At 60.2% G+C, this 20,338-nt stretch carries 20 protein-coding genes; 10 read left to right on the top strand and 10 right to left on the bottom strand.

The window, feature by feature from the left end; translation table 11 throughout:
* Positions 1 to 15: 15 nt before the first annotated feature.
* Complete coding sequence (locus IPM89_06775) at positions 16 to 597, bottom strand: thioredoxin family protein (GenBank protein QQS55488.1); 582 nt, start codon at positions 595 to 597, stop codon at positions 16 to 18.
* A gap of 288 nt (positions 598 to 885) precedes the next feature.
* On the opposite strand from IPM89_06775, the gene IPM89_06780 reads away from it, so the two are divergent.
* The 4 genes from IPM89_06780 (at position 886) to IPM89_06795 (ending at position 7,932) form a co-directional block, all read left to right on the top strand.
* Positions 886 to 2,286: a DegQ family serine endoprotease gene (locus tag IPM89_06780; protein QQS55489.1), complete on the top strand. Its 1,401-nt coding sequence runs from the start codon at positions 886 to 888 to the stop codon at positions 2,284 to 2,286.
* A gap of 208 nt (positions 2,287 to 2,494) precedes the next feature.
* Positions 2,495 to 5,086 carry a bifunctional aconitate hydratase 2/2-methylisocitrate dehydratase gene (acnB, locus tag IPM89_06785; GenBank protein ID QQS55490.1) on the top strand — a complete coding sequence of 864 codons (2,592 nt, stop codon included), beginning with the start codon at positions 2,495 to 2,497 and terminating at the stop codon, positions 5,084 to 5,086.
* 191 nt (positions 5,087 to 5,277) lie between these two features.
* The gene (msrA, locus tag IPM89_06790; protein QQS55491.1) at positions 5,278 to 5,943 is read left to right on the top strand and encodes a peptide-methionine (S)-S-oxide reductase MsrA; all 666 of its coding nucleotides are present in this window, start codon (positions 5,278 to 5,280) and stop codon (positions 5,941 to 5,943) included.
* A 138-nt stretch (positions 5,944 to 6,081) separates the two neighbouring features.
* Positions 6,082 to 7,932 carry a phosphoenolpyruvate carboxykinase (GTP) gene (locus IPM89_06795; protein QQS55492.1) on the top strand — a complete coding sequence of 617 codons (1,851 nt, stop codon included), beginning with the start codon at positions 6,082 to 6,084 and terminating at the stop codon, positions 7,930 to 7,932.
* A 162-nt stretch (positions 7,933 to 8,094) separates the two neighbouring features.
* Here the strand turns inward: IPM89_06795 and IPM89_06800 are convergent, their stop codons facing one another.
* From IPM89_06800 to IPM89_06835, 8 genes are all read right to left on the bottom strand, one after another.
* Positions 8,095 to 8,976, bottom strand: a complete 882-nt coding sequence (locus IPM89_06800; protein ID QQS55493.1) for an alpha/beta hydrolase — start codon at positions 8,974 to 8,976, stop codon at positions 8,095 to 8,097.
* 126 nt (positions 8,977 to 9,102) lie between these two features.
* On the bottom strand, positions 9,103 to 9,249 hold the full coding sequence (locus IPM89_06805; GenBank protein ID QQS55494.1) for a hypothetical protein: 147 nt from the start codon (positions 9,247 to 9,249) through the stop codon (positions 9,103 to 9,105).
* 169 nt (positions 9,250 to 9,418) lie between these two features.
* Positions 9,419 to 9,841, bottom strand: coding sequence for a group II truncated hemoglobin (locus tag IPM89_06810; protein QQS55495.1), 423 nt, complete (start codon positions 9,839 to 9,841; stop codon positions 9,419 to 9,421).
* A 135-nt stretch (positions 9,842 to 9,976) separates the two neighbouring features.
* A complete protein-coding gene (gene gloA / locus IPM89_06815) occupies positions 9,977 to 10,360 on the bottom strand; it encodes a lactoylglutathione lyase (GenBank protein QQS55496.1) in 384 nt (127 codons plus the stop codon).
* Between the two features lie 71 nt (positions 10,361 to 10,431).
* Positions 10,432 to 11,649: an argininosuccinate synthase gene (locus IPM89_06820; GenBank protein QQS55497.1), complete on the bottom strand. Its 1,218-nt coding sequence runs from the start codon at positions 11,647 to 11,649 to the stop codon at positions 10,432 to 10,434.
* A 360-nt stretch (positions 11,650 to 12,009) separates the two neighbouring features.
* Positions 12,010 to 12,084, bottom strand: a complete 75-nt coding sequence (locus IPM89_06825) for a hypothetical protein (GenBank protein ID QQS55824.1) — start codon at positions 12,082 to 12,084, stop codon at positions 12,010 to 12,012.
* Positions 12,060 to 12,458, bottom strand: a complete 399-nt coding sequence (locus tag IPM89_06830; GenBank protein ID QQS55498.1) for a phosphatidate cytidylyltransferase — start codon at positions 12,456 to 12,458, stop codon at positions 12,060 to 12,062. The genes IPM89_06825 and IPM89_06830 overlap by 25 nt, the downstream gene beginning before the upstream one ends.
* 215 nt (positions 12,459 to 12,673) lie before the next feature.
* The gene (locus tag IPM89_06835; GenBank protein QQS55499.1) at positions 12,674 to 13,252 is read right to left on the bottom strand and encodes a superoxide dismutase [Fe]; all 579 of its coding nucleotides are present in this window, start codon (positions 13,250 to 13,252) and stop codon (positions 12,674 to 12,676) included.
* A 262-nt stretch (positions 13,253 to 13,514) separates the two neighbouring features.
* Here IPM89_06835 and IPM89_06840 point away from each other — a divergent pair, with 262 nt between their 5' ends.
* The 6 genes from IPM89_06840 to feoB all read left to right on the top strand — a co-directional run bounded on the left by IPM89_06840 (position 13,515) and on the right by feoB (position 19,075).
* Positions 13,515 to 13,865: a BON domain-containing protein gene (locus IPM89_06840; GenBank protein ID QQS55500.1), complete on the top strand. Its 351-nt coding sequence runs from the start codon at positions 13,515 to 13,517 to the stop codon at positions 13,863 to 13,865.
* A 40-nt stretch (positions 13,866 to 13,905) separates the two neighbouring features.
* On the top strand, positions 13,906 to 15,702 hold the full coding sequence (locus tag IPM89_06845; protein ID QQS55501.1) for an N-acetylglutaminylglutamine amidotransferase: 1,797 nt from the start codon (positions 13,906 to 13,908) through the stop codon (positions 15,700 to 15,702).
* Between the two features lie 122 nt (positions 15,703 to 15,824).
* The gene (gene grxD, locus IPM89_06850) at positions 15,825 to 16,172 is read left to right on the top strand and encodes a Grx4 family monothiol glutaredoxin (protein QQS55502.1); all 348 of its coding nucleotides are present in this window, start codon (positions 15,825 to 15,827) and stop codon (positions 16,170 to 16,172) included.
* Positions 16,173 to 16,410: 238 nt separating this feature from the next.
* The gene (locus tag IPM89_06855; protein ID QQS55503.1) at positions 16,411 to 16,914 is read left to right on the top strand and encodes a hypothetical protein; all 504 of its coding nucleotides are present in this window, start codon (positions 16,411 to 16,413) and stop codon (positions 16,912 to 16,914) included.
* 140 nt (positions 16,915 to 17,054) lie between these two features.
* Positions 17,055 to 17,291, top strand: coding sequence for a ferrous iron transport protein A (locus tag IPM89_06860; GenBank protein ID QQS55504.1), 237 nt, complete (start codon positions 17,055 to 17,057; stop codon positions 17,289 to 17,291).
* Positions 17,288 to 19,075 carry a ferrous iron transport protein B gene (feoB, locus tag IPM89_06865; protein ID QQS55505.1) on the top strand — a complete coding sequence of 596 codons (1,788 nt, stop codon included), beginning with the start codon at positions 17,288 to 17,290 and terminating at the stop codon, positions 19,073 to 19,075. Before IPM89_06860 ends, feoB begins: the two co-directional genes overlap by 4 nt.
* 202 nt (positions 19,076 to 19,277) lie before the next feature.
* On the opposite strand, the gene IPM89_06870 is transcribed toward feoB, so the two are convergent.
* Entirely contained in the window at positions 19,278 to 20,231 is a 954-nt protein-coding gene (locus tag IPM89_06870; GenBank protein QQS55506.1) for an acetylxylan esterase, read from the bottom strand.
* Between the last annotated feature and the right edge of the window lie 107 nt (positions 20,232 to 20,338).

Below are 20,338 nucleotides of genomic sequence, written 5' to 3' on the forward strand. Positions count from 1 at the left end.
ACGAACGGGGATTTATCAGCGCGAATAGTCCGGTTCGTGGTCGGCTTTCCACTTGATATTGCAGCCGATGCTGGGCCGCTGCGCGGACGGGACCGACCGACCGGCCAGCGATGCATCCGCCGCCGCCCGTAGATCGCTCCCGGTCACCGGGACGTTATTGCCGGGCCGGCTACCGTCGAACTGGCCGCGATAGACCAGTTTGCGGCTGGCGTCGAACAGGAAGAAATCCGGCGTGCAGGCGGCGCGGTAGGCCTTAACCACGGCTTGGGATTCGTCGTAGAGGTAGGGAAAGGGATAGCCGAAGGTTTTCGCTTCCACGGCCATTTTCGCCGGACTGTCGTCGGGATAATGGGCGGCATCGTTGGCGCTGATGGCCACGATGGCCAAGCCTTTCGCTTGATAGTCGCGGGCGAATTGGATCAGCCCCTGGCGGATGTGCTTAACGAAGGGGCAATGATTGCAGATCACCATGACCAGCAAGGCCGGAGCGTCCTGAAAATCGCCGAGGGATACCGTTTTGCCGGTCATCGGCTCGGGCAGACTGAAGTCGGGGGCGAGCGTACCCAAGGGCAACATGGTGGAAGCGGTTTGCGCCATGAGGCTAGATCTCCTTATAGGGGGGCAATTAGACAGTCGCGGGCCAGCGGCTCGCGCCCAAACACTGGATCAGACTCTCCGCCATGTCGTTCGGTTGCACCATGGTCCGTCCGAGATCATCGCCCCATTCAAAGGCGCGGCGGGCGTGTTCAAGGGCTATCCGACCGCTCCACGCGTCCGAACCAAGCGGACAACTGACGGTCAATCCCGACGAATCGGATGGTTTTCCAGCCTCCGTCGCCTCACCACTCGTCAAACCGATCCCGTTCATTTCAGGAGAATCATTCCATGCAACGCTTAAGGCAACCGTTCTGGCTGGTCGCCGTCCTCGCTCTGCTGTGGAGCGCGGCCGCCAGCGCGGCGGACTATCCCGATTTTGTCACCCTGGTCGAACGCTATAGCCCGGCGGTGGTCAGCATCAACACCAAATCGGAACCCAAGGCAAAAGATCGACCCTGGCACGGCCATCCGTCAATCCCCGAAAACAGCCCGTTCTTCGACTATTTCAAGAAATTCTTCGATCAGATGCCCGAGCTGAGCCCGCAGCCACGCTCTTCGGTCGGTTCCGGCTTCATCTTCTCGGCGGATGGTTATGTGATCACCAACGCCCATGTCGTCGAAGACATGGACAGCATCATCGTCGGCTTGTCCGACCGCACCGAGCTGCCCGCCGAGGTCGTCGGCAAGGACACCCGCAGCGACATCGCCCTGCTCAAGGTCAAAGCCGACACGCCCTTGCCGACCATCAAGATCGGCGATATCGGCAAAGTCAAGGTCGGGCAGTGGGTGCTGGCTATCGGCTCGCCCTTCGGCTTCGAGCGCAGCGCCACTCAGGGCATCATCAGCGCATTGGGCCGCAACTTGCCCAGCGACAATTACGTGCCCTTCATTCAGACCGACGCCGCCATCAACCCGGGCAACTCCGGCGGCCCGCTATTCAACCTCGACGGCGAAGTCATCGGCGTCAACTCGCAGATCTACAGCCGCTCCGGCGGCTACCAGGGCCTCTCCTTCGCCGTACCGATCGACGTGGCGCTGGAAGTGGTGGAGCAACTCAAGACCGGCGGCAAAGTCGCTCGCGGCTGGCTGGGCGTGCTGATTCAGGAAGTCACGCCGGAACTGGCCCAATCCTTCGGTCTCGACAAGCCACGCGGCGCCCTGGTCGGCCAAGTGATGGCCGAGGGTCCGGCGCTGGCGGCCGGCATCCAGGCCGGCGACATCATCGTCACCTTCAACGGCCAGCCGGTTCGCCACTCCAGCGAACTGCCGCTGATGGTCGGGCGCACCCGACCCGGCAACAACGTACCGCTGATCGTGATCCGTAACGGCAAGGAACAGACCCTGACGGTTCAGCTCCAGGAACTGCCCGAGGAAACCAAGCTGCAGCAGGCCATCGCCGAACCGCCGGCCCGCAACCGGCTCGGCCTGATCGTGACCGAACTACCCGCCGATCAGCGTCAGCCGGGCGAATCGGGCGTACTGGTCAAGGATGTCAAGGAAGGCCCGGCCGCCAGCGCCGGCATCAGCCCCGGCGACATCATCACCCGCATCAACAACGCCGAAGTGAGCGATCCGGCCCAGTTCGCCGAACTGGTCAAGCAACTGCCGGCGGGACGCCCCGTACCGGTGCTGATCAAGCGCAATAACGGCGCGCTGTTCCTGGCGCTGACCATCACCGAAAAGGAATAAGCGCTCCACCCACCGAGCGGCGAGCGTACCGCAAGGCAACATTCACAGAAACCGCGCATCAACGCTACAATAGCCGCGCTCTTTACGCCGGAACACACTGGCCATGCCATCGGCGAGCGTGTTCCGGCTGCTCCCACGCTGGAATCCAACCGCGCCGGTCGCCCGTACCCGCGGGCACCGGAACACAGATAACCAAGGAGGTTTTTCCGTGCTCGAAAACTATCGCCAACAAGCCGCCGAACGCGCTGCCCTGGGCATTCCCGCGTTGCCGCTGGACCCGCGGCAGACCGCCGATCTGGTCGAACTGCTCAAAAACCCACCTCAGGGCGAGGAAAACTTCCTACTCGAACTGATCACTCACCGGGTGCCGGCCGGCGTCGACCAGGCCGCCTACGTCAAGGCCGCCTTTCTGGCCGCCGTCGCCAAGGGCGAAACCCAATCGCCGCTGATCTCCCGAATCCGCGCCACCGAACTGCTGGGCACCATGCTGGGCGGCTACAACATCCAGCCGCTGATCGACCTGCTGGACGACGCCGAGTGCGCCCCGGCCGCCGTCAAGGCGCTGTCGCTCACTCTGCTGATGTTCGATTACCGCCATGGCGTCAAGGAAAAGGCCGACGCCGGCAATGCTCACGCCAAGCAGGTCATGCAATCCTGGGCCGAGGCCGAATGGTTCACCAACCGTCCCAAGGTCCCCGAAAAAGCCACCGTCACCGTGTTCAAGGTGTCCGGCGAGACCAACACCGATGATCTGTCTCCCGCCCCCGATGCCTGGAGCCGTCCCGATATCCCGCTACATGGCCTGGCGATGCTGAAAATGGCGCGGCCCGGCATCGAACCCGACGAGCCCGGCAAGATTGGCCCGCTGAAGCTGATCGAGTCGCTCAAGACCAAGGGCCATCCGGTCGCCTACGTCGGCGATGTGGTCGGTACCGGCTCCAGTCGCAAATCCGCCACCAATTCGGTGCTGTGGTGGACCGGCGAGGACATCCCCTACGTCCCCAACAAGCGCTTCGGCGGTTACTGCCTGGGCGGCAAGATCGCGCCGATCTTCTTCAACACTCAGGAAGACGCCGGCGCCTTGCCGATCACCGACTGCGACGTCACCAAGATGAACATGGGCGATATCATCGACATCTACCCCTATGAAGGCGTGGTCAAGAATCATGACAGCGGCGCCGAACTCAGCCGCTTCAGTTTCAAGTCCGACGTGCTGCTGGACGAAGTGCAGGCCGGCGGGCGCATCAACCTGATCATCGGCCGCGGTCTGACCGACTGGGCGCGCGACGTCATGGGTCTGGTGCCGTCCACCGTGTTCCGTCGCCCGGTGGTGCCGCAAAGTTCCAGCAAGGGCTTCACCCTGGCGCAGAAGATGGTCGGCAGAGCCTGTGGTGTCGCCGGCATCCGTCCGGGCACCTACTGCGAACCGAAGATGACCACGGTCGGTTCGCAGGACACCACCGGCCCGATGACCCGCGACGAGTTGAAGGATCTGGCCTGTCTGGGCTTCTCCGCCGATCTGGTCATGCAGTCGTTCTGCCACACCGCCGCCTATCCCAAGCCGGTGGACGTGCAGACTCACCACACCCTGCCCGACTTCATCTCCAGCCGCGCCGGCGTGGCGCTGCGCCCCGGCGACGGCATCATCCATAGCTGGCTGAACCGGATGCTGCTGCCCGACACCGTCGGCACCGGTGGCGATTCGCACACCCGCTTCCCGATCGGCATCAGCTTCCCGGCCGGCTCCGGCCTGGTGGCGTTCGCCGCCGCCACCGGCTCCATGCCGCTGGACATGCCGGAATCGGTGCTGGTGCGCTTCAAGGGCCAGATGCAACCCGGCATCACCCTGCGCGATCTGGTCAACGCCATCCCCTACGCGGCGATCCAGTCCGGCCTGCTGACGGTGGCGAAGGAAGGTAAGAAGAACATCTTCTCCGGCCGCGTCCTGGAAATCGAGGGACTGCCCGACCTGAAAATCGAGCAAGCCTTCGAGCTGTCCGACGCCTCCGCCGAGCGCTCCGCCGCCGGTTGCACGGTGCGGCTGAACCCGGAGCCGATCATCGAATACCTGAACAGCAACATTACGCTGCTCAAGTGGATGATCGCCAACGGCTACCAGGACGTGAAGACCTTGGAGCGCCGCATCAAGGGCATGGAGGAGTGGCTGGCCAACCCGACCTTGATGGAACCGGACGCCGACGCCGAATACGCGGCGGTGATCGACATCGACCTGGCCGACATCAAGGAGCCGTTGCTGGCCTGCCCCAACGATCCCGACGACGTCAAGACTCTGGCCGACGTGGCCGGCGACAAGATCGACGAAGTGTTCATCGGCTCCTGCATGACCAACATCGGTCACTACCGCGCCGCCGGCAAGGTGCTGACCGGTAGATCCAACATCCCAACCCGGCTGTGGATCTCGCCGCCGACCAAGATGGACGCGCATCAACTCAGCGAGGAAGGCTACTACGCCATCTATGGCAGCGCCGGGGCACGTATGGAGATGCCCGGCTGCTCGCTGTGCATGGGCAATCAGGCGCGGGTGGCCGACGGCGCTTCCGTGGTGTCCACCTCGACCCGCAACTTTCCCAACCGCTTGGGCAAGGGCGCCAATGTCTACCTCAGTTCGGCGGAACTGGCGGCGGTCTGCGCGCTGTTGGGCAAGATCCCAACCTTTGAGGAGTACATGAGCTACATGGGCGAAATCGGCGCCAAGGGTGCCGAAATCTACCGGTACCTGAACTTCGATCAGGTACCGGAGTATCGCGAAGTGGCGGACAAAGTGAAGCTGGCGGCATGAGCGCCTGCTGACTACTAGCGCCTGATCAATACCAATCCCCGTAAGGTCTGCTTACGGGGATTTTTTATTTCCGGCCGCTACCCTGCTCTTCCAAACCCGCTTTTATGAGAAGAGCCATTGGAGCGGTCATCTTGAACCTCACCGCCGAATCATGGTCAACGCTGGCATATCCTCCAACGGAGACTCGCAGCATGTTCGGCTTCCGCACCCAACACAAGCTCACCCTGCCCCGGCCGGAAGACGCCCCGCCCGGCCGCGCCCAGGCACTGTCTGTTCCGGAACGCCATTACGTCAACGGCAACCGCCTGACTCCCCCCTTTCCCAAAGGCATGGCGCTGGCGTTGTTCGGCATGGGCTGTTTCTGGGGTGCGGAACGGCTGTTCTGGAAGTTGCCCGGTGTGTATTCGACCATGGTCGGCTACGCCGGCGGCCACACCCCGAACCCCACCTATGAAGAAGTTTGCGGCGGGCTCACCGGTCACGCCGAAGTGGTACGGATCGTGTTCGACCCGCAAGCCATCGGTTATGTCGATCTGCTGAAGGCCTTCTGGGAATCGCACGACCCCACCCAAGGCATGCGCCAGGGCAACGACACCGGCACTCAATACCGTTCGGCGGTTTACTACCACGACCCGGACCAGCAGGCCGCCGCCGAAGCCAGCCAGGCTGCTTACCAGGGCCTGCTGCGCGATGCTGGTTACGGTTCGATCACCACGGAGATTCGCGTCGCACCCAAATTTTATTATGCCGAGGACTACCATCAGCAGTATCTGGCCAAAAAGCCCGGCGGCTACTGCGGGCTGGGCGGCACCGGGGTGGCGTGCCCAGCGGGACTGGTGGCATCCGCAACAGCTTGATGATAACCTTACGTTTGCATGGTGAAACCTGACTCAGTCGAGTCCTCCCTCACCACTATCTCTACCCGGACAGGGGTGGTTTAACCCCATCCGCCGACTCTTCAGCCTCAGTCACCCAACCCAGAGGGGATTTTATCGATGGCACTCACGCATGACGGCGCAAAACGCACCAGCAACGCCAACTTGTTGAAATGGGTAGATGAAATAGCCGCCCTGACCCAGCCTGATCGCATCGTCTGGTGCGACGGCTCGGAGGCGGAATATCAGCGTCTGTGCGACGAGATGGTCGCCTCCGGCACCTTCACCAGACTGAACCCGGAAAAGCGGCCCAACTCTTATCTTGCTCGTTCCCATCCATCCGACGTGGCGCGAGTCGAGGATCGCACCTTCATTTGCAGCCTGAACAAAGATGATGCCGGCCCGACCAACAACTGGGCACCGCCGGATGAAATGCGGGCACAGTTGAAAGAACTGATGAACGGCTGCATGAAGGGTCGCACCTTGTATGTGATCCCCTTCAGCATGGGTCCCATTGGTAGCCCAATTGCCCAGATCGGCATTGAAATTACCGATTCGGCTTATGTCGTGGTCAACATGAGGATCATGACCCGCATGGGCCAAAAGGTACTCGACACGCTGGGTAGCGACGGTTTCTATATACCCTGCGTGCATTCAGTGGGCGCACCGCTGGCCCCCGGTCAGCAGGATGTCGCCTGGCCGTGTGAGCCGGACATTGGCCGCAAAGCGATCGTGCATTTCCCCGAGACGCGTGAGATCTGGTCCTATGGTTCGGGCTACGGCGGCAATGCGCTGCTGGGCAAGAAATGTCTGGCCCTGCGTATTGCCTCGTCCATGGCCCGCGATGAAGGCTGGTTGGCCGAGCATATGCTGATCCTGGGTCTCGAATCGCCCAAGGGCGAGAAGACCTATGTCGCGGCGGCCTTCCCAAGCGCCTGCGGCAAGACCAACCTGGCCATGATCGTACCACCCAAGGGCTTCGGCAACTGGAAGGCGCTGACCGTCGGTGACGACATTGCCTGGATCAAGCCGCGTCCCGATGGCACCTTGCGCGCCATCAATCCGGAAGCCGGCTTCTTCGGCGTCGCTCCCGGAACCTCCTACGATTCCAACCCCATGGCGATGGAGTCCTGCAAATCCAACTCCATTTTCACCAACGTGGTGCTGACTGACGACAACGACGTCTGGTGGGAAGGCATGGGTGTGGAGCCCCCGGCCCATGGCATCGACTGGCAGGGCAACGACTGGACGCCGGATTGCGGTCGGCTGGGCGCCCACGCCAACTCGCGCTTTACCTCGCCTGCGGCGCAGTGCCCGACCATCGACCCCGCTTGGGAAGATCCGGCCGGCGTGCCGATTTCGGCGTTCATCTTCGGTGGTCGTCTGTCCAAGACCTTCCCGCTGGTCTACCAAGCCTTCGATTGGAACCATGGCGTATTCATGGCGGCTACCATGGGTTCGGAAGCCACCGCGGCGGCCATTGGCGTGACCGGCATCCGGCGCGATCCTTTTGCCATGCTGCCGTTCTGCGGCTACAACATGGCGGCCTATTGGGGTCACTGGATCAACATGGGCAAGAAGTCGGGGATTAAGCTGCCCATGATCTTCCGCACCAACTGGTTCCGCAAGGATGCGAACGGCAAGTTCGCCTGGCCGGGCTTCGGTCAGAACATGCGGGTTCTCAAGTGGATCGTGGAACGCGTCAACGGCCAGGTCGATGCGGTGGAAAGCTCGTTCGGGTTGATGCCGCGCTACGAGGATCTGGACTTGGAAGGCATGGATTTCTCCAAGGAACAGTTCGAGATGATCACCAGCATCAACCGTTCGGAGGCGCTCAGCGAGATCGAGGATATCAAGGGCTTCTTCGAGAAGTTTGGCGAGAAGCTGCCACCGGAACTCGAAAAGCAGCGCCAAGAGTTCGGGAAGCGTGCCGAGAAGGCTCCCGAAGTGTGGACAGTCGAAGCAGCCTGAAGCCTGGATGGCCATGGATGGCCATGGATGGCCATGGATGGCCATGGATGGCCAGATGAAACCTTAGGAGCAACAAAAAAGCCGGCGTGAGCCGGCTTTTTTGTTCGCACGTCGGGCGCGCGGTACTTCGGGAAGCTTGACAAAAACCCACCGCGTACTCTATTAACTCCCGAAAAACTCGCGGAGTGCCAGCACCACGTCTTCCGGTTTTTCCTCCGGCAGAAAATGCCCGCAGTCCAAAGCCTTGCCTTCCACATGGTCGGCATATTGCCGCCAAACCTCCAGCACATCGTAGGTCCGGTGAACAAAGCCTTTGGCGCCCCATAACACAAGAAGCGGACAACGAATCTTCTTATCCAGATCTTCTTCATCATGCCGCAAATCAATGCTTGCCGCCGCCCGATAATCTTCGCAGGAGGCCCGAATGGTTTCCGGATTGCTGAAACAGCGAATGTACTCGGATACCACTTCGGATGCGAAGCGTGCGTCGGGAGCACTCCAGTGCTTCAGCTTTTCGGTGAGATAGTAGGCCGGGTCGGCTCCAATCATCCGTTCGGGTAGTCCGTTCGGCTGGATCAGAAAGAACCAGTGATAGTAACCCGTGGCAAAATTCTGGTCGGTGTGCTTGAACATGTGATAAGTGGGAACGATATCCATGATACATGCTTTCTTGACTCGATCAGGATAATCGAGCGCCATGCGGTGGGCCACCCTGGCGCCCCGATCATGACCAGCCACGACAAATTCCCGGTATCCGAAGTATTCCATCACTTCCACCATGTCCCGAGCCATCGCCCGCTTGGAATAGACACCATGATCCGGGGTGCTTTTCGGCTTGGAACTATCGCCATATCCACGCAAATCTGGACAAATAACGCGAAACTCATCCGCCAATTGCGGTGCAACTTGGCGCCACATGGCATGCGTTTGCGGGTAGCCATGTAAAAACAGCAGCGGACTACCCGACCCACCATGTTCCATAAAAATGGCCGCGCCACTGGTGTTAATCTGAATCTTATTGAATTCTTTTCCAAGCATGGCCATAGAATCTCCTTTATTTCAATAATGAGTCGATCAAATATTGATTGACTCCTGTATCTTTCAGATTCGGCCCTTGGAATCAATAAGATTGCAGGACTACCCACTCGGGTTGGCTTCGCTTCATTCCAACTAAGATTGCTGATTCGGTGTCTCATCCAGCGGGACACTGCTTTTATCCAATTTCCGTTGACGTTTCTCTTCCTGTTTCGCTTCCTGCTTCTTTTTCTTGCTCAGATCTTTTTGACGTTTTTCGTACTGATAGTTAGGCTTGGCCAAGGTAGCTCCTTTGAGCAGAGGGTGATGGGTAAGGGGTAACACCGGTCGCCCCATGGGGTTTGATGCGGAATTGAATCGGTACGGATCGTTGTTGGCAAGACTATAATTTCAAGAGGCAAACGGACCAATAGTTACCGAATCGAAAGCGTGGCGTCCGACAACTCATTCCTTAATCCCTGTTTCGACTCCGCTCCGCCGGCACATAGAGTTGTTCCATCAAATAGTTCTTGAACTCCGCCGTGTACGGTTGGTTTTTCAGCGCCGTATCCATACACAACAGCCACGCATCGCGCTCTTTCGATCCAATCTCAAAGCGACTGTGCGCCTGCGGTATTCTGATGGAACCATACTTCTCCATATAAAGTTTTGGACCACCCAGCCAACCGCACAAAAATCGAGTTAGCTTATCCCGAGTAATATCCAGATTTTTTGGATGCATGCCTCTGATTTTCTCGGCTTCTGGAAGTCGTTCCATCACATCATAAAAATCATCGACCAGCTTTCTTATTCCTGATTTACCACCCGCTGCTTGATAAGAAGCATCTCCCACGCCATATTGAGGCTTATCCTTGCGCTTAAGTTCTGTAACCACCAATGAGCATGCTCCTCATAATCAATCAAAAATCACTGCGAAATTGTTTTATTAAAACTACTTGAAAATCAAATTACTCATTCCAGAGCTTATTGATCCCGGATTTTATCTTGCACCAACCATGGAATTCTCTCGTCATTTCTTTCCAATCAGCTCAATTGGGTAACCGTCGGGGTCTTCGATAAAAGAGATAAGCGTGGTCCCCGCGTTCATGGGACCTGCTTCACGAAGAATCTTGCCATCGCGTTTCTTGACTTCCGCCGTGGCCTGATACACATCATCGACTTCAATGGCAATATGACCATAGGCGGTTCCCATCTCATAACGATCCACGCCCCAATTGTAGGTCAATTCAATCACGGTATGATCGGATTCATCGCCATATCCCAGGAATGCCAAGGTAAACTCACCATCGGGATAATCTCGTTGGCGTAGTAACTTCATTCCCAGGATCTCGGTGTAAAACTTGATCGAGCGCTCCAAGTCACCGGTTCTCAACATAGTGTGGAGAATACGCATGATTTTTCACCTCCAAATAGGGTCACGAATCGCAACCGGCACGACCATGCCAGCCGTGCCGGTTTTCCAAATTACCGCCGTCCCTTCAGCGCCGCGATCCGCATCCGCAGGGCGTTGAGCTTAATGAACCCACCCGCGTCCTTCTGATCATAGGCGCCGGCGTCATCCTCGAAGGTAGCGATGTTCATGTCGAACAGGCTATCGTCCGACTTGCGACCGGCCACGATCACGTTGCCCTTGTACAGCTTGACCCGCGCTGTGCCGTTCACATGAACTTGCGAAGCATCAATCATGGTCTGCAACAACTTGCGCTCGGGGCTCCACCAATAGCCGTTATAAACCAGACTCGCGTAGCGCGGCATTAGTTCGTCCTTGAGATGCGCGACTTCCCGGTCCAGAGTCAGCGATTCCATGGCCCGGTGCGCCTTGAGCATGATGGTGCCGCCGGGGGTTTCGTAGCAACCGCGCGACTTCATGCCGACATAACGGTTCTCGACCATATCCAGCCGGCCGATGCCGTGCTCACCCCCAAGCTGGTTCAGTTTAGTCAACACCGCGGCGGGGGTCAGCGTTTCGCCGTCGATGGCCACGATATCGCCGTTGCGGTAGTCCAGTTCGATGTGGCGCGGTTGATCCGGTGCCTGCTCCGGCGACACCGACCAACGCCACATCGCCTCGTCCGGCTCGTTCCACGGATCTTCCAGCACGCCGCCTTCGTAGGAAATATGCAGCAGGTTGGCATCCATCGAATACGGCGATTTCGTTCCGCGCTTCATCTCGACCGGGATGCCATGCTGCTCCGCGTAGGCCAGCATTTTCTCGCGCGACAGCAAATCCCACTCCCGCCATGGGGCGATGATCTTGATGTCGGGCTTCAGGGCATAGGCACCCAGCTCGAAGCGTACTTGGTCGTTGCCCTTGCCGGTGGCGCCGTGAGCGATGGCTTCGGCGCCGGTTTGCACGGCGATCTCGATCTGCCGCTTGGCGATCAGCGGCCGGGCGATCGAGGTGCCCAGCAGGTACTCGCCCTCGTAAATCGCATTCGCCCGAAACATGGGAAACACGAAGTCGCGCACGAACTCTTCGCGCAGGTCATCAATGAAGATGTGTTCCGGCTTGATACCGGCCATCAGCGCCTTCTGCCGCGCTGGTTCCAGCTCCTCGTCCTGCCCCAGATCGGCGGTAAAAGTCACGATCTCGCACTGGTAGACATCCTGCAACCACTTCAGGATCACCGAAGTATCCAACCCACCCGAATAGGCCAGCACGACTTTCTTGATGTCGGACATAATGCTCCTCACGCATACCGGTCGGTTCAATAACAAGAACGGCCCAGAACCTCTAGTCCGGACCGCCACAAGCCGCTAGCTTAAGGTTTTACCCCCATGCGTCAAGGTGCGGCGGACGAATCCATCAGATTTGACTACGTTGAGTATTCAAGGGATAACACCCTAGTCGTTAAATCCGCCCTTCTCCGACCGCCGCCGCTTGCGGTTCCAGCGGCGCCAGACTGGCCACCAACGCGGCCATGAACCCGTTGAGGCAAGCGGTCGCGGCGGCGCACCTTGATCCCCACCGCCAGCAGCAAAAACGGCTTGACGATCAGCAGAAAAACAACAGCCGTAACACGATGGACCACATGGCGACGTTTAGAAATAAAAGTATCGGGTGAAATGGAAAAACAGCGGCGCGGTGTAGGTCAGGCTATCCACCCGATCGAGAATCCCACCGTGCCCCGTTCACCGCTCAACACCGTCGCCACCGGCAGCAGTAGGAACAGATAAACCGGGATGAAGATGATGAACATCCCGTACCACTCAATATGAATCCAGAAATACTGCACCGGGATGCTCAGATAGGCCCAGAGCAACACCCGGCGGTCGGCGCGGCGAGTGGGAATCAGGGTCAGGTATTCCTTGAGTGCCAGGAAGCTGACCAGGGCGAAAAACAGCAGCGCCGCCGTCCGGCTCAAGGTCAGCGCCGGTTGCAAGCAATAGCAACAAAGCCGCGACCGCGACCTGATTGGCGCTGACGCCGCGACCGTAGCGGCCATGGTCAGTGACGATATCGACACTGTGGACCGGCTGGCCGACTGCATACAAGTCGGCCATAACCCGGCGCAACAGTATTTTCAAGCTAGCGGTGGGTTCCGCCGTACCGTGTCCCGACCCACCAGCACGCTGGCAACCACGAGGAAGTGGCCCGGCGGATAGTGCGAAAATATTTTCGAGCGACAACCGGCGTGGCATCAAAAAAGGCCAACCCCGGCATGAGGCTGGCCTGCTCTTGGAAGTAAGCTGGCGACTGGCCGGATCAGGCGTACTGGCTGGCGGCGAAATCCCAGTTGACCAGATTCCAGAACGCCTCGACGTACTTGGGACGGGCGTTGCGGTAATCGACGTAATAGGCGTGTTCCCACACATCGCAGGTCAGCAGCGCCGTCTTGCCGGAAGTCATTGGCGTACCGGCGTTGCTGGTGCTCATCAGTTCCACCGAACCGTCCGCGTTCTTCACCAGCCAGCCCCAGCCGGAACCGAAGGTGCCGACCGAAACCTTGGTGAACTCCTCCTTGAAGGCCGCCAGCGAACCGAACTTCTTGTTGATCGCCTCGGCCAGCGCCCCAGTGGGTTCACCGCCGCCGTTGGGCTTCAGGCAGTTCCAGTAAAAAGTATGGTTCCATACCTGTGCGGCGTTGTTGAACAGCCCTCCGGACGACTTCTGAATAATCGCCTCCAGCGGCAGTTCTTCGTATTCGGTGCCCTTGATCAGGTTGTTGAGGTTGGTGACGTAGGTCTGGTGGTGCTTGCCGTAGTGATATTCCAGGGTTTCCGCCGAGATGTGAGGCTCCAGCGCGTTCTTGGCATAGGGTAGTTCGGGCAGTTGATGAACCATCGTCGTCTCTCCATTGATCCAGTGGGTGATAAATGAGCCTTCAGGGTTGCAGCGCCCGGTTAGAGCCTGGGGAAGGCATTAAAGCTTTACCGCCGGCGTGGGGTCCGAGCGGCAAAGCTGGGCTAGTCTAGACGCCGGTTCCGGCCGATGCAACGCGGGTTTCAGCCAAGCGGGGTGTGTTATTCTTGCCGTCAGACCGGCCGCCGGACCGGTATGAAGTCGGTCCGCACGCCCTGCGTTTCAGCCCACGGAGACCGAATAAATGAACAAAATCCCCCTGATTCTCACTTTCCTCGCCGCCCTGACCCTCACTGCCTGCGCCGGCCTGGGTGGTGGTTCCAGCAGCGACACCAGCGCCGGCACCAGCCTCAGCGACAATGCGCGCCGCGGTCCTCAGGTCAACGATTCCGAAATCACCGCCTCCATCAAGGATGCCTTCAAGCAGGACGAGTTGTTATCAAACACCAGCATCACGGTCACTTCCGAGCAGGGTGTCGTTAGCATGAGCGGCCGGTTGACCGCCCGTGCCGCCAATCGCGCGATGTCGCTGGCCCGCGCGGCGCCTGGCGTGCGCCGGGTGGTCTGGTCCAGCATCGACTACATCTCCGAATAAGCCGGACCCCTCCGGCTCACCCTGCAAGTGGGACGATTCCATGTGCGGCATTGGCGGTGAATTGCGCCTCGATGGCGGTGAACCCGATGGGGTCTTGATGGGACGGATGCTGCGGCGCCTGGCCCGGCGCGGCCCGGATCACGAAGGCACCTGGTCCGACGGTCCTTTGCTGCTGGGCCATCGCCGGCTGTCGGTGATCGATCTCAGCGACCGCTCCAACCAGCCCATGGTGGACCCCGAACTGGGGCTGGCGCTGGTGTTCAACGGTGCTATCTACAACTATCGGGAACTGCGGCGGGACCTGCTGGCCAAGGGCTACCGCTTCTTTTCCGAGGGCGATACCGAGGTTATTCTCAAGGCGTATGCCGAATGGGGCGAGCGCTGCGTCGAGCATCTCCTCGGCATGTTTGCCTTCGCCATTTGGAACCTGCGCGAGCGCACACTCTTTCTGGCCCGCGACCGCCTGGGCATCAAGCCGCTGTACACCAGCCGCACCCCGCGCGCCTTCCGTTTCGCCTCCAACAGTCAAGCCCTGCTGGAAGCGCCGGACGTGGATACCGCGATCGACCCGGTCGGCCTGCACCATCAATTGACCCTGCACGCGGTCATCCCCGCGCCGCGCACGATCCTGCAAGGCATCCGCAAGCTGGCGCCCGCCACCACGCTCAGCATCGCCGCCAGCGGTCGGGAAACGAACCGGGTCTACTGGCGGCTGCGCGCCGAACGACCGAAGATGCCGCGCGCCGAGCGGGAATGGATCGACGCCGTGCACGATGCGCTGCGGCTGGCGGTGCGGCGGCGGCTGGATGTAGCCGACGTGCCAGTCGGCGTGCTGCTGTCCGGCGGGCTGGATTCCAGCCTGCTGGTGGCGCTGCTGGCCGAATCCGGGGTACGCGACCTGCGGACCTTCTCGGTCGGCTTCGAGGATCAGCCGGAAGAGAAAGGCAGCGAGTTCGAATATTCCGACCAGATCGTCGCCCGTTACCAAACCCGCCATCACAAGTACCTGATCCCCAACGACCGGGTGCTCGAACGCCTGCCCGAGGCGGTCACCTGCATGGCCGAACCGATGGTCGGCCAGGATGCGGTGGCGTTTTTCCTGCTGGCCGAGCAGGTTTCCCAGGCGGTCAAGGTGGTGCAGAGCGGCCAGGGCGCCGACGAGGTGTTCGGCGGCTATTTCTGGTACCCGCGCATGGCCGCCGAAACCGGTGGCGACCTGGAGCGATTTCGGCGGCATTACTTCGACCGCGATCACGACGAATGGCTGGCCACGGTCGCGCCGGCCTACCACGGCCCCGACCACACCGCCCAACTGATCGCCGAACGGCTGGCGGAACCGGGGGCCGAGGAGTATCTGGACCGGGTGCTGCGGCTGGACGTCACCACCCTGATCGTGGACGACCCGGTCAAGCGGGTGGACAACATGACCATGGCCTGGGGACTGGAAGCCCGGGTGCCGTTCCTGGACCATGAACTGGTGGAACTGGCGATGCAACTGCCACCGGCATTGAAGATCGGCGGCGACGGCAAGTACGTGCTGAAGAAAATCGCCCGCGGACTGCTGCCGGATACGGTGATCGACCGGCCCAAGGGCTATTTTCCGGTACCGGCGCTCAAGTTCGTGCGTGGGCCGTTTCTGGCGTTCATGCGCGACATCCTCGATTCGCGCGCCTGCCGGGAACGCGGCCTGTTCCAGCGCGGCCATCTGGATACGCTGCTGGCCGAACCGGAGGCGCACCTGACCCGGCTGCTGGGCAGCAAACTGTGGCACGCGGCGCTGCTGGAACTGTGGCTGCAACTGAATGTGGATTCGGCCGGCCGAAGCGGCGCGCCCTGACCGCTCCCGATCGGATACCCGACATGCAACCTCTCGCGCGCCGCCGGTCTAAAATCGAGTGTATCCATCCAGGATAGCAGCACCGCTTTTCTTTCCGAATCACTCTAACCCGAGGTTATGCAATGGATGTCTTGGCACTGATCAAACAGCAAGTGGAATCCAATCCGGTGGTGATCTACATGAAAGGCACCCCGGAAATGCCGCGCTGCGGTTTCTCTCAGCGCGCGACCCAGGCACTGGCGGCCACCGGTCTGCCGTTCGCCTACGTGAACGTAATGGAAGATCCGGAGATTTTCGATAACTTGCCGCGCTACGCCGACTGGCCGACTTTTCCCCAGATCTATGTTGATGGCGAACTGATCGGCGGTTGCGACATTACCTTGGAGCTTTACCAGAACGGCGAACTGCAAAAGCTGATGGAAAAGGCTGTCGCCAAGCTTGATGCTCCGTCTGATACCCCATCTGCTTGAGCCGATTTTCTCGCTCACCCCGCCCGGCTCCGCCGGGCTTTTTTTCGATTGCGCAATACGAAATATTTTATCGTCTAAACCTATACATCTGCTTTATCAATACTACAATAGTAGCTATTCAGGCTCCGCAATCAGGCTCCTCGGATTCACAATCCAACTTGAATCCGCCTTCTCAGCCCCGGTCTTTGCTCCGGGAAGGCATCGGCCCTTGGTTACGGTCGAATGAGGTCAAGAAATCATGCCCAGTTATCTACAGCAAATCGCCTCCCGGTTCGAAGATCTTGAACCCGACAAAGCGCGGGAGCTACTTCGAATCGATGCAACCTACATACGCTTCGGGCTGAGCAACAGCGCCACCGGCGATCCGCGCGATGGCGCCGCCAACCGCCTGCTGCGCCATTTACCGAGAATGGCGCGCATGCGACATTTTCGTCTATACCGAATCGGTATTGGCGAACGAGCGGACGGCTTCTATACCCACCAAGCGGTCGCCCTGCTGGATGCCCATCAACTGCCCACGCCAGGCAATACCCTTGCGGTGCTGGACCCAACCGGAAGCGTCGCTACCCAAGCCACGGCCCGGGAAAACGATTTTCACCAATATTCCTTCGAGGCCTGGCAAAACTTGCAGCGCCACCACGGACGCGGTTGTGCCTTGCTCGCCAATCATCCAACGCCCCATCAGCCATCCCTGGAACCGCCGCTCCTCAACCCGCCAAATGCCCCCGTATCCCGGTTTTAGCGCTGAGAGGCACCACGACACCCAGACCCGCGCAAGGCAGGCCTTTTCAATCTCCACCCACAAAATTCTCATGACACCATTGCGGTTTATGCGTACTTATTGAAAAATACGAATCATTCGCATTCGCGAGGTGTGCTTGCATGAAATTGATCTGCCTTTCCGAACTGGCGATCGGCCAGCGCGGCGTCATCGAAGAAGTGGAAACCGAGGAGCAATTCCGCTGGCGGCTGCAAGCCCTGGGTTTTCGCATCGGCCGAGAAGTACGGTTGATTCGCCAAGCGCTGTTCGGCGGGCCGCTGCAAGTCCGGATCGGCAGCGTCAACGTGATGCTGCGCCGACATGACGCCGCTTTCATTCATCTTCGAGCCATGGGATGAAACGCATCGCCCTGCTGGGGATGCCAAACACCGGAAAATCCACCTTTTTCAATCGCCTGACCGGCGCTGGCGCCCGCATCGGCAACTGGCCAGGCATTACCGTCGATCTGCTGAGCGCCAAGATCCTGCTCGGCGCCGAGATGGTCGAAGTCGTCGATCTACCGGGCCTTTACGATCTGCACGGATTCGCCGAGGACGAGCAGGTGGTGCGGCGTTTTCTGCTGAACAACTCGGTGGACCTGCTGTGCATCATCCTGAACGCCACCCAGATCGACCAGCAACTGCCGCTGGCGCTGCAATTGCGCCGGCTGGGTCTCAGGGCGGTTGCGATCATGAACATGAGCGACGAAGCCGAACAGTTGGGCATCCGCTTCGATGTGGCGGCGCTGGCGGCGGGGCTGGACTGTCCGGTCTGTTTCATCAGCGCCAAATACGGTCGTGGCTTCCCGGAAGCCCGCGAGATGCTGCGGCATATCCTGAGCCTGGATTCTCCCACCGCCTCCCCTGCCCCGCAGGCCGACTTCGCCGCCGATGAGGCGTTGATCGCCGAAGCCGAGAAGTTGATCGCCCGCTCCGTCATGATGCCCCGGGTGTTGGAATACGGCCTGAGCGAACGTATCGACCGCTTTGCCCTGCACCCGGTGTTTGGCGTCCCGCTGTTCTTTTTGGCCCTGTTCCTGCTATTTCAAACAGTCTATACCCTGGGTACACCGCTGCAGGATGGGGTAGCCTGGCTGCTGGGGCAGTTTCGCGAGTCGGTACTGGTGCATTTGCAGGCGATGCTGCCCGGCTGGCTGTACGGACTATTGGTGGAAGGCGTGTACGACGGCTTGGGTACGGTCGCCTCGTTCGTACCGGTGATCGTGCTGTTCTTTCTGGGCATGGCGCTGGTCGAAGACAGCGGCTACCTGTCGCGCATCGCTTTCCTGATGGATGCGCTGATGGCGCGAGTCGGTCTGGACGGGCGTGGCTTCGTGATGCTGTTGATGGGGTTCGGCTGCAACGTACCGGCGCTGATGGGCACCCGGGTGATACGCGCGCGCGGCCTGCGCTTGCTGACCATGCTGATCATCCCTTTTTCGCTGTGCTCGGCCCGGCTGCAAGTCTTTCTCTTTCTGATCACGGCGCTGTTCAGCCCGACCCAAGCGCCGCTGGTACTGCTGGCGCTGTATGCGGCCAGCTTCCTGATCGCCTTCGCCACCGCCCTGCTGTTCAAGAACCGGCTGGGCGGTGGCGAGCCGCTGTTGATCGAACTACCGCCCTACCGGTTACCGACGCTTCAGCAAGTGGTGTTGCGCGCCTGGCACGAGATCCATCATTTTCTCAGTCGTGCCACCCGCTTCATCGTCGCGGGGGTGGTGGCGATCTGGTTGCTGACCCACCTGCCCACCGGCGTACCGGCCGGGGGACCCGAGACCTTGGCGGGAATGTTCGGCGGCTGGCTGGAACCGCTGCTGCGGCCGATCGGCATCGACCAGCAGATGGCGGTGGTGCTGCTGTTCGGCTTCGTCGCCAAGGAGATCGTGCTGGGCGCGATGGCGGTGGTCTACGGGGTACAGGGCAACGCCCTGGCACAATTGACGGCCCAGCACATGGACTGGGTGCAGGCGTTCAGCTTCATGCTGTTCACGCTGGTCTACACCCCCTGCCTGTCCACGGTGGCGACCCTGCGTAGCGAATCCAAAAGTCTGGCCTTCACCAGTGTCAGTATCGCTTGGTCGCTGGTACTGGCCTGGCTGCTGAGTTTCGTCTTCTATCAGAGCGCGCGGTTACTGGGGTATTGACCGCCACGATCCCGCCATCGCCTTGAATGGCGCTCAAACATAAAGCGCCACCATCTTGCGCCAATGCTTCGGGCTGTGCGCCCGCCCCCGCCAGACGTGCGTGGCGTTCCAGACCCCCTTGTGCCACAGCGATTTGCTGAAAAGAGGAATGGCAGGTCCGCCCGGCCTGGAGCGCCCATCGCCTCCAGCCGCCCGGCGTGGCTCAATCGCGGTTGAAGAAGTACGCCAGCGCATCCAGCAAGCGTCGGTCCTCGGCGATCGTGCCCCTGTGATCGAAATGGCCCGCCCGCAGCACGAACAGCTCCTTGGAACCGGCGAGCGCGTTATAAACCGCGAACTGGCCGGGCGGCGGCACCGCCGGATCGAAGCGGGCGGCGGCGACATGCATGGGAATACATAAATGGCGCGCGGCAACAGCGGCGTCAAAGTAGCGCAGCGTATCCATGACCTGGCCAGTCCGCCGCTGGTGGCGACGTACCGCCTCGCCACTGCCCACGCAGGGCATTCCCAAGCGCAGCGGATGATGGCCGAAACTGGGTACGTTCAGATGGGCTCGATGAAACCGTTCGTCCCACGGCAGGGCCAGCGCGCCGAGGCCGCCACCGAAACTGATCCCCAAATACTCCAGCCGCCGCGCCGCCGTGGGAAACAGTTCCAGGAGCGCCGAAGCCGCGCACCACACGGTATCGGCCGCGCAACCACCGTGCACGTAAGTATCCCGCCCACCGATCCCATGCAACACATGATCGTCCGGGTTCGCCGGAATCCCGGCGCAGGCACTGCGGGAAATGCCTCGGGCACAGGGAAATAGCATCGCCGCCCGAGGGATGGGCAGATGAAAATCCGGGCCGTCCCGACCGCCATAGCCGTGACCGACCACGACGCCGCGTTCGACGGGCTCATCGCGCGGCCGGGTCAGCCAGCCCTTGACCAGAAACCCGTTCAGCGATGTAAATTCCAGCTCGAACATATGGATACGCGGGTGTGGGCTGGGAACCTCCCGCAATATCGGCGCAACCGTGACCTCGCGAGCACGGGCGTACAAGTTTCGCCAGAAACCGGCGAAATCGGGTGGCTCGGCCGGTGGCGTCACCGCCAGTAAGGTGGCAAGATCGTAACCATGGGTCGGATCGAAGGAAAAACCGTGTTGAAGCATACAGCTGGCTCGAGTTGGATTTAAAAATGGCGCGTGATAATCCACACTATTCCAAGCTGTCAGTCATTTGGAGACTCGTTCGCGCTTGGGTTAGACTCAAAAAGTCG

The organism is Candidatus Competibacteraceae bacterium, from assembly GCA_016699715.1.
GTDB lineage: Bacteria > Pseudomonadota > Gammaproteobacteria > Competibacterales > Competibacteraceae > Competibacter.

Coding starts and splice junctions, on each gene's coding strand:
- IPM89_06870 (QQS55506.1), bottom strand. CDS start 20,231: ATGCTTCAACACGGTTTTTCCTTCGATCCGACCCATGGTTACGATCTT.
- IPM89_06855 (QQS55503.1), top strand. CDS start 16,411: ATGCCCAGTTATCTACAGCAAATCGCCTCCCGGTTCGAAGATCTTGAA.
- IPM89_06775 (QQS55488.1), bottom strand. CDS start 597: ATGGCGCAAACCGCTTCCACCATGTTGCCCTTGGGTACGCTCGCCCCC.
- IPM89_06860 (QQS55504.1), top strand. CDS start 17,055: ATGAAATTGATCTGCCTTTCCGAACTGGCGATCGGCCAGCGCGGCGTC.
- IPM89_06830 (QQS55498.1), bottom strand. CDS start 12,458: ATGCAGTCGGCCAGCCGGTCCACAGTGTCGATATCGTCACTGACCATG.
- msrA (QQS55491.1), top strand. CDS start 5,278: ATGTTCGGCTTCCGCACCCAACACAAGCTCACCCTGCCCCGGCCGGAA.
- IPM89_06840 (QQS55500.1), top strand. CDS start 13,515: ATGAACAAAATCCCCCTGATTCTCACTTTCCTCGCCGCCCTGACCCTC.
- feoB (QQS55505.1), top strand. CDS start 17,288: ATGAAACGCATCGCCCTGCTGGGGATGCCAAACACCGGAAAATCCACC.
- IPM89_06800 (QQS55493.1), bottom strand. CDS start 8,976: ATGGCCATGCTTGGAAAAGAATTCAATAAGATTCAGATTAACACCAGT.
- IPM89_06820 (QQS55497.1), bottom strand. CDS start 11,649: ATGTCCGACATCAAGAAAGTCGTGCTGGCCTATTCGGGTGGGTTGGAT.
- gloA (QQS55496.1), bottom strand. CDS start 10,360: ATGCGTATTCTCCACACTATGTTGAGAACCGGTGACTTGGAGCGCTCG.
- IPM89_06780 (QQS55489.1), top strand. CDS start 886: ATGCAACGCTTAAGGCAACCGTTCTGGCTGGTCGCCGTCCTCGCTCTG.
- grxD (QQS55502.1), top strand. CDS start 15,825: ATGGATGTCTTGGCACTGATCAAACAGCAAGTGGAATCCAATCCGGTG.
- IPM89_06795 (QQS55492.1), top strand. CDS start 6,082: ATGGCACTCACGCATGACGGCGCAAAACGCACCAGCAACGCCAACTTG.
- IPM89_06835 (QQS55499.1), bottom strand. CDS start 13,252: ATGGTTCATCAACTGCCCGAACTACCCTATGCCAAGAACGCGCTGGAG.
- IPM89_06845 (QQS55501.1), top strand. CDS start 13,906: ATGTGCGGCATTGGCGGTGAATTGCGCCTCGATGGCGGTGAACCCGAT.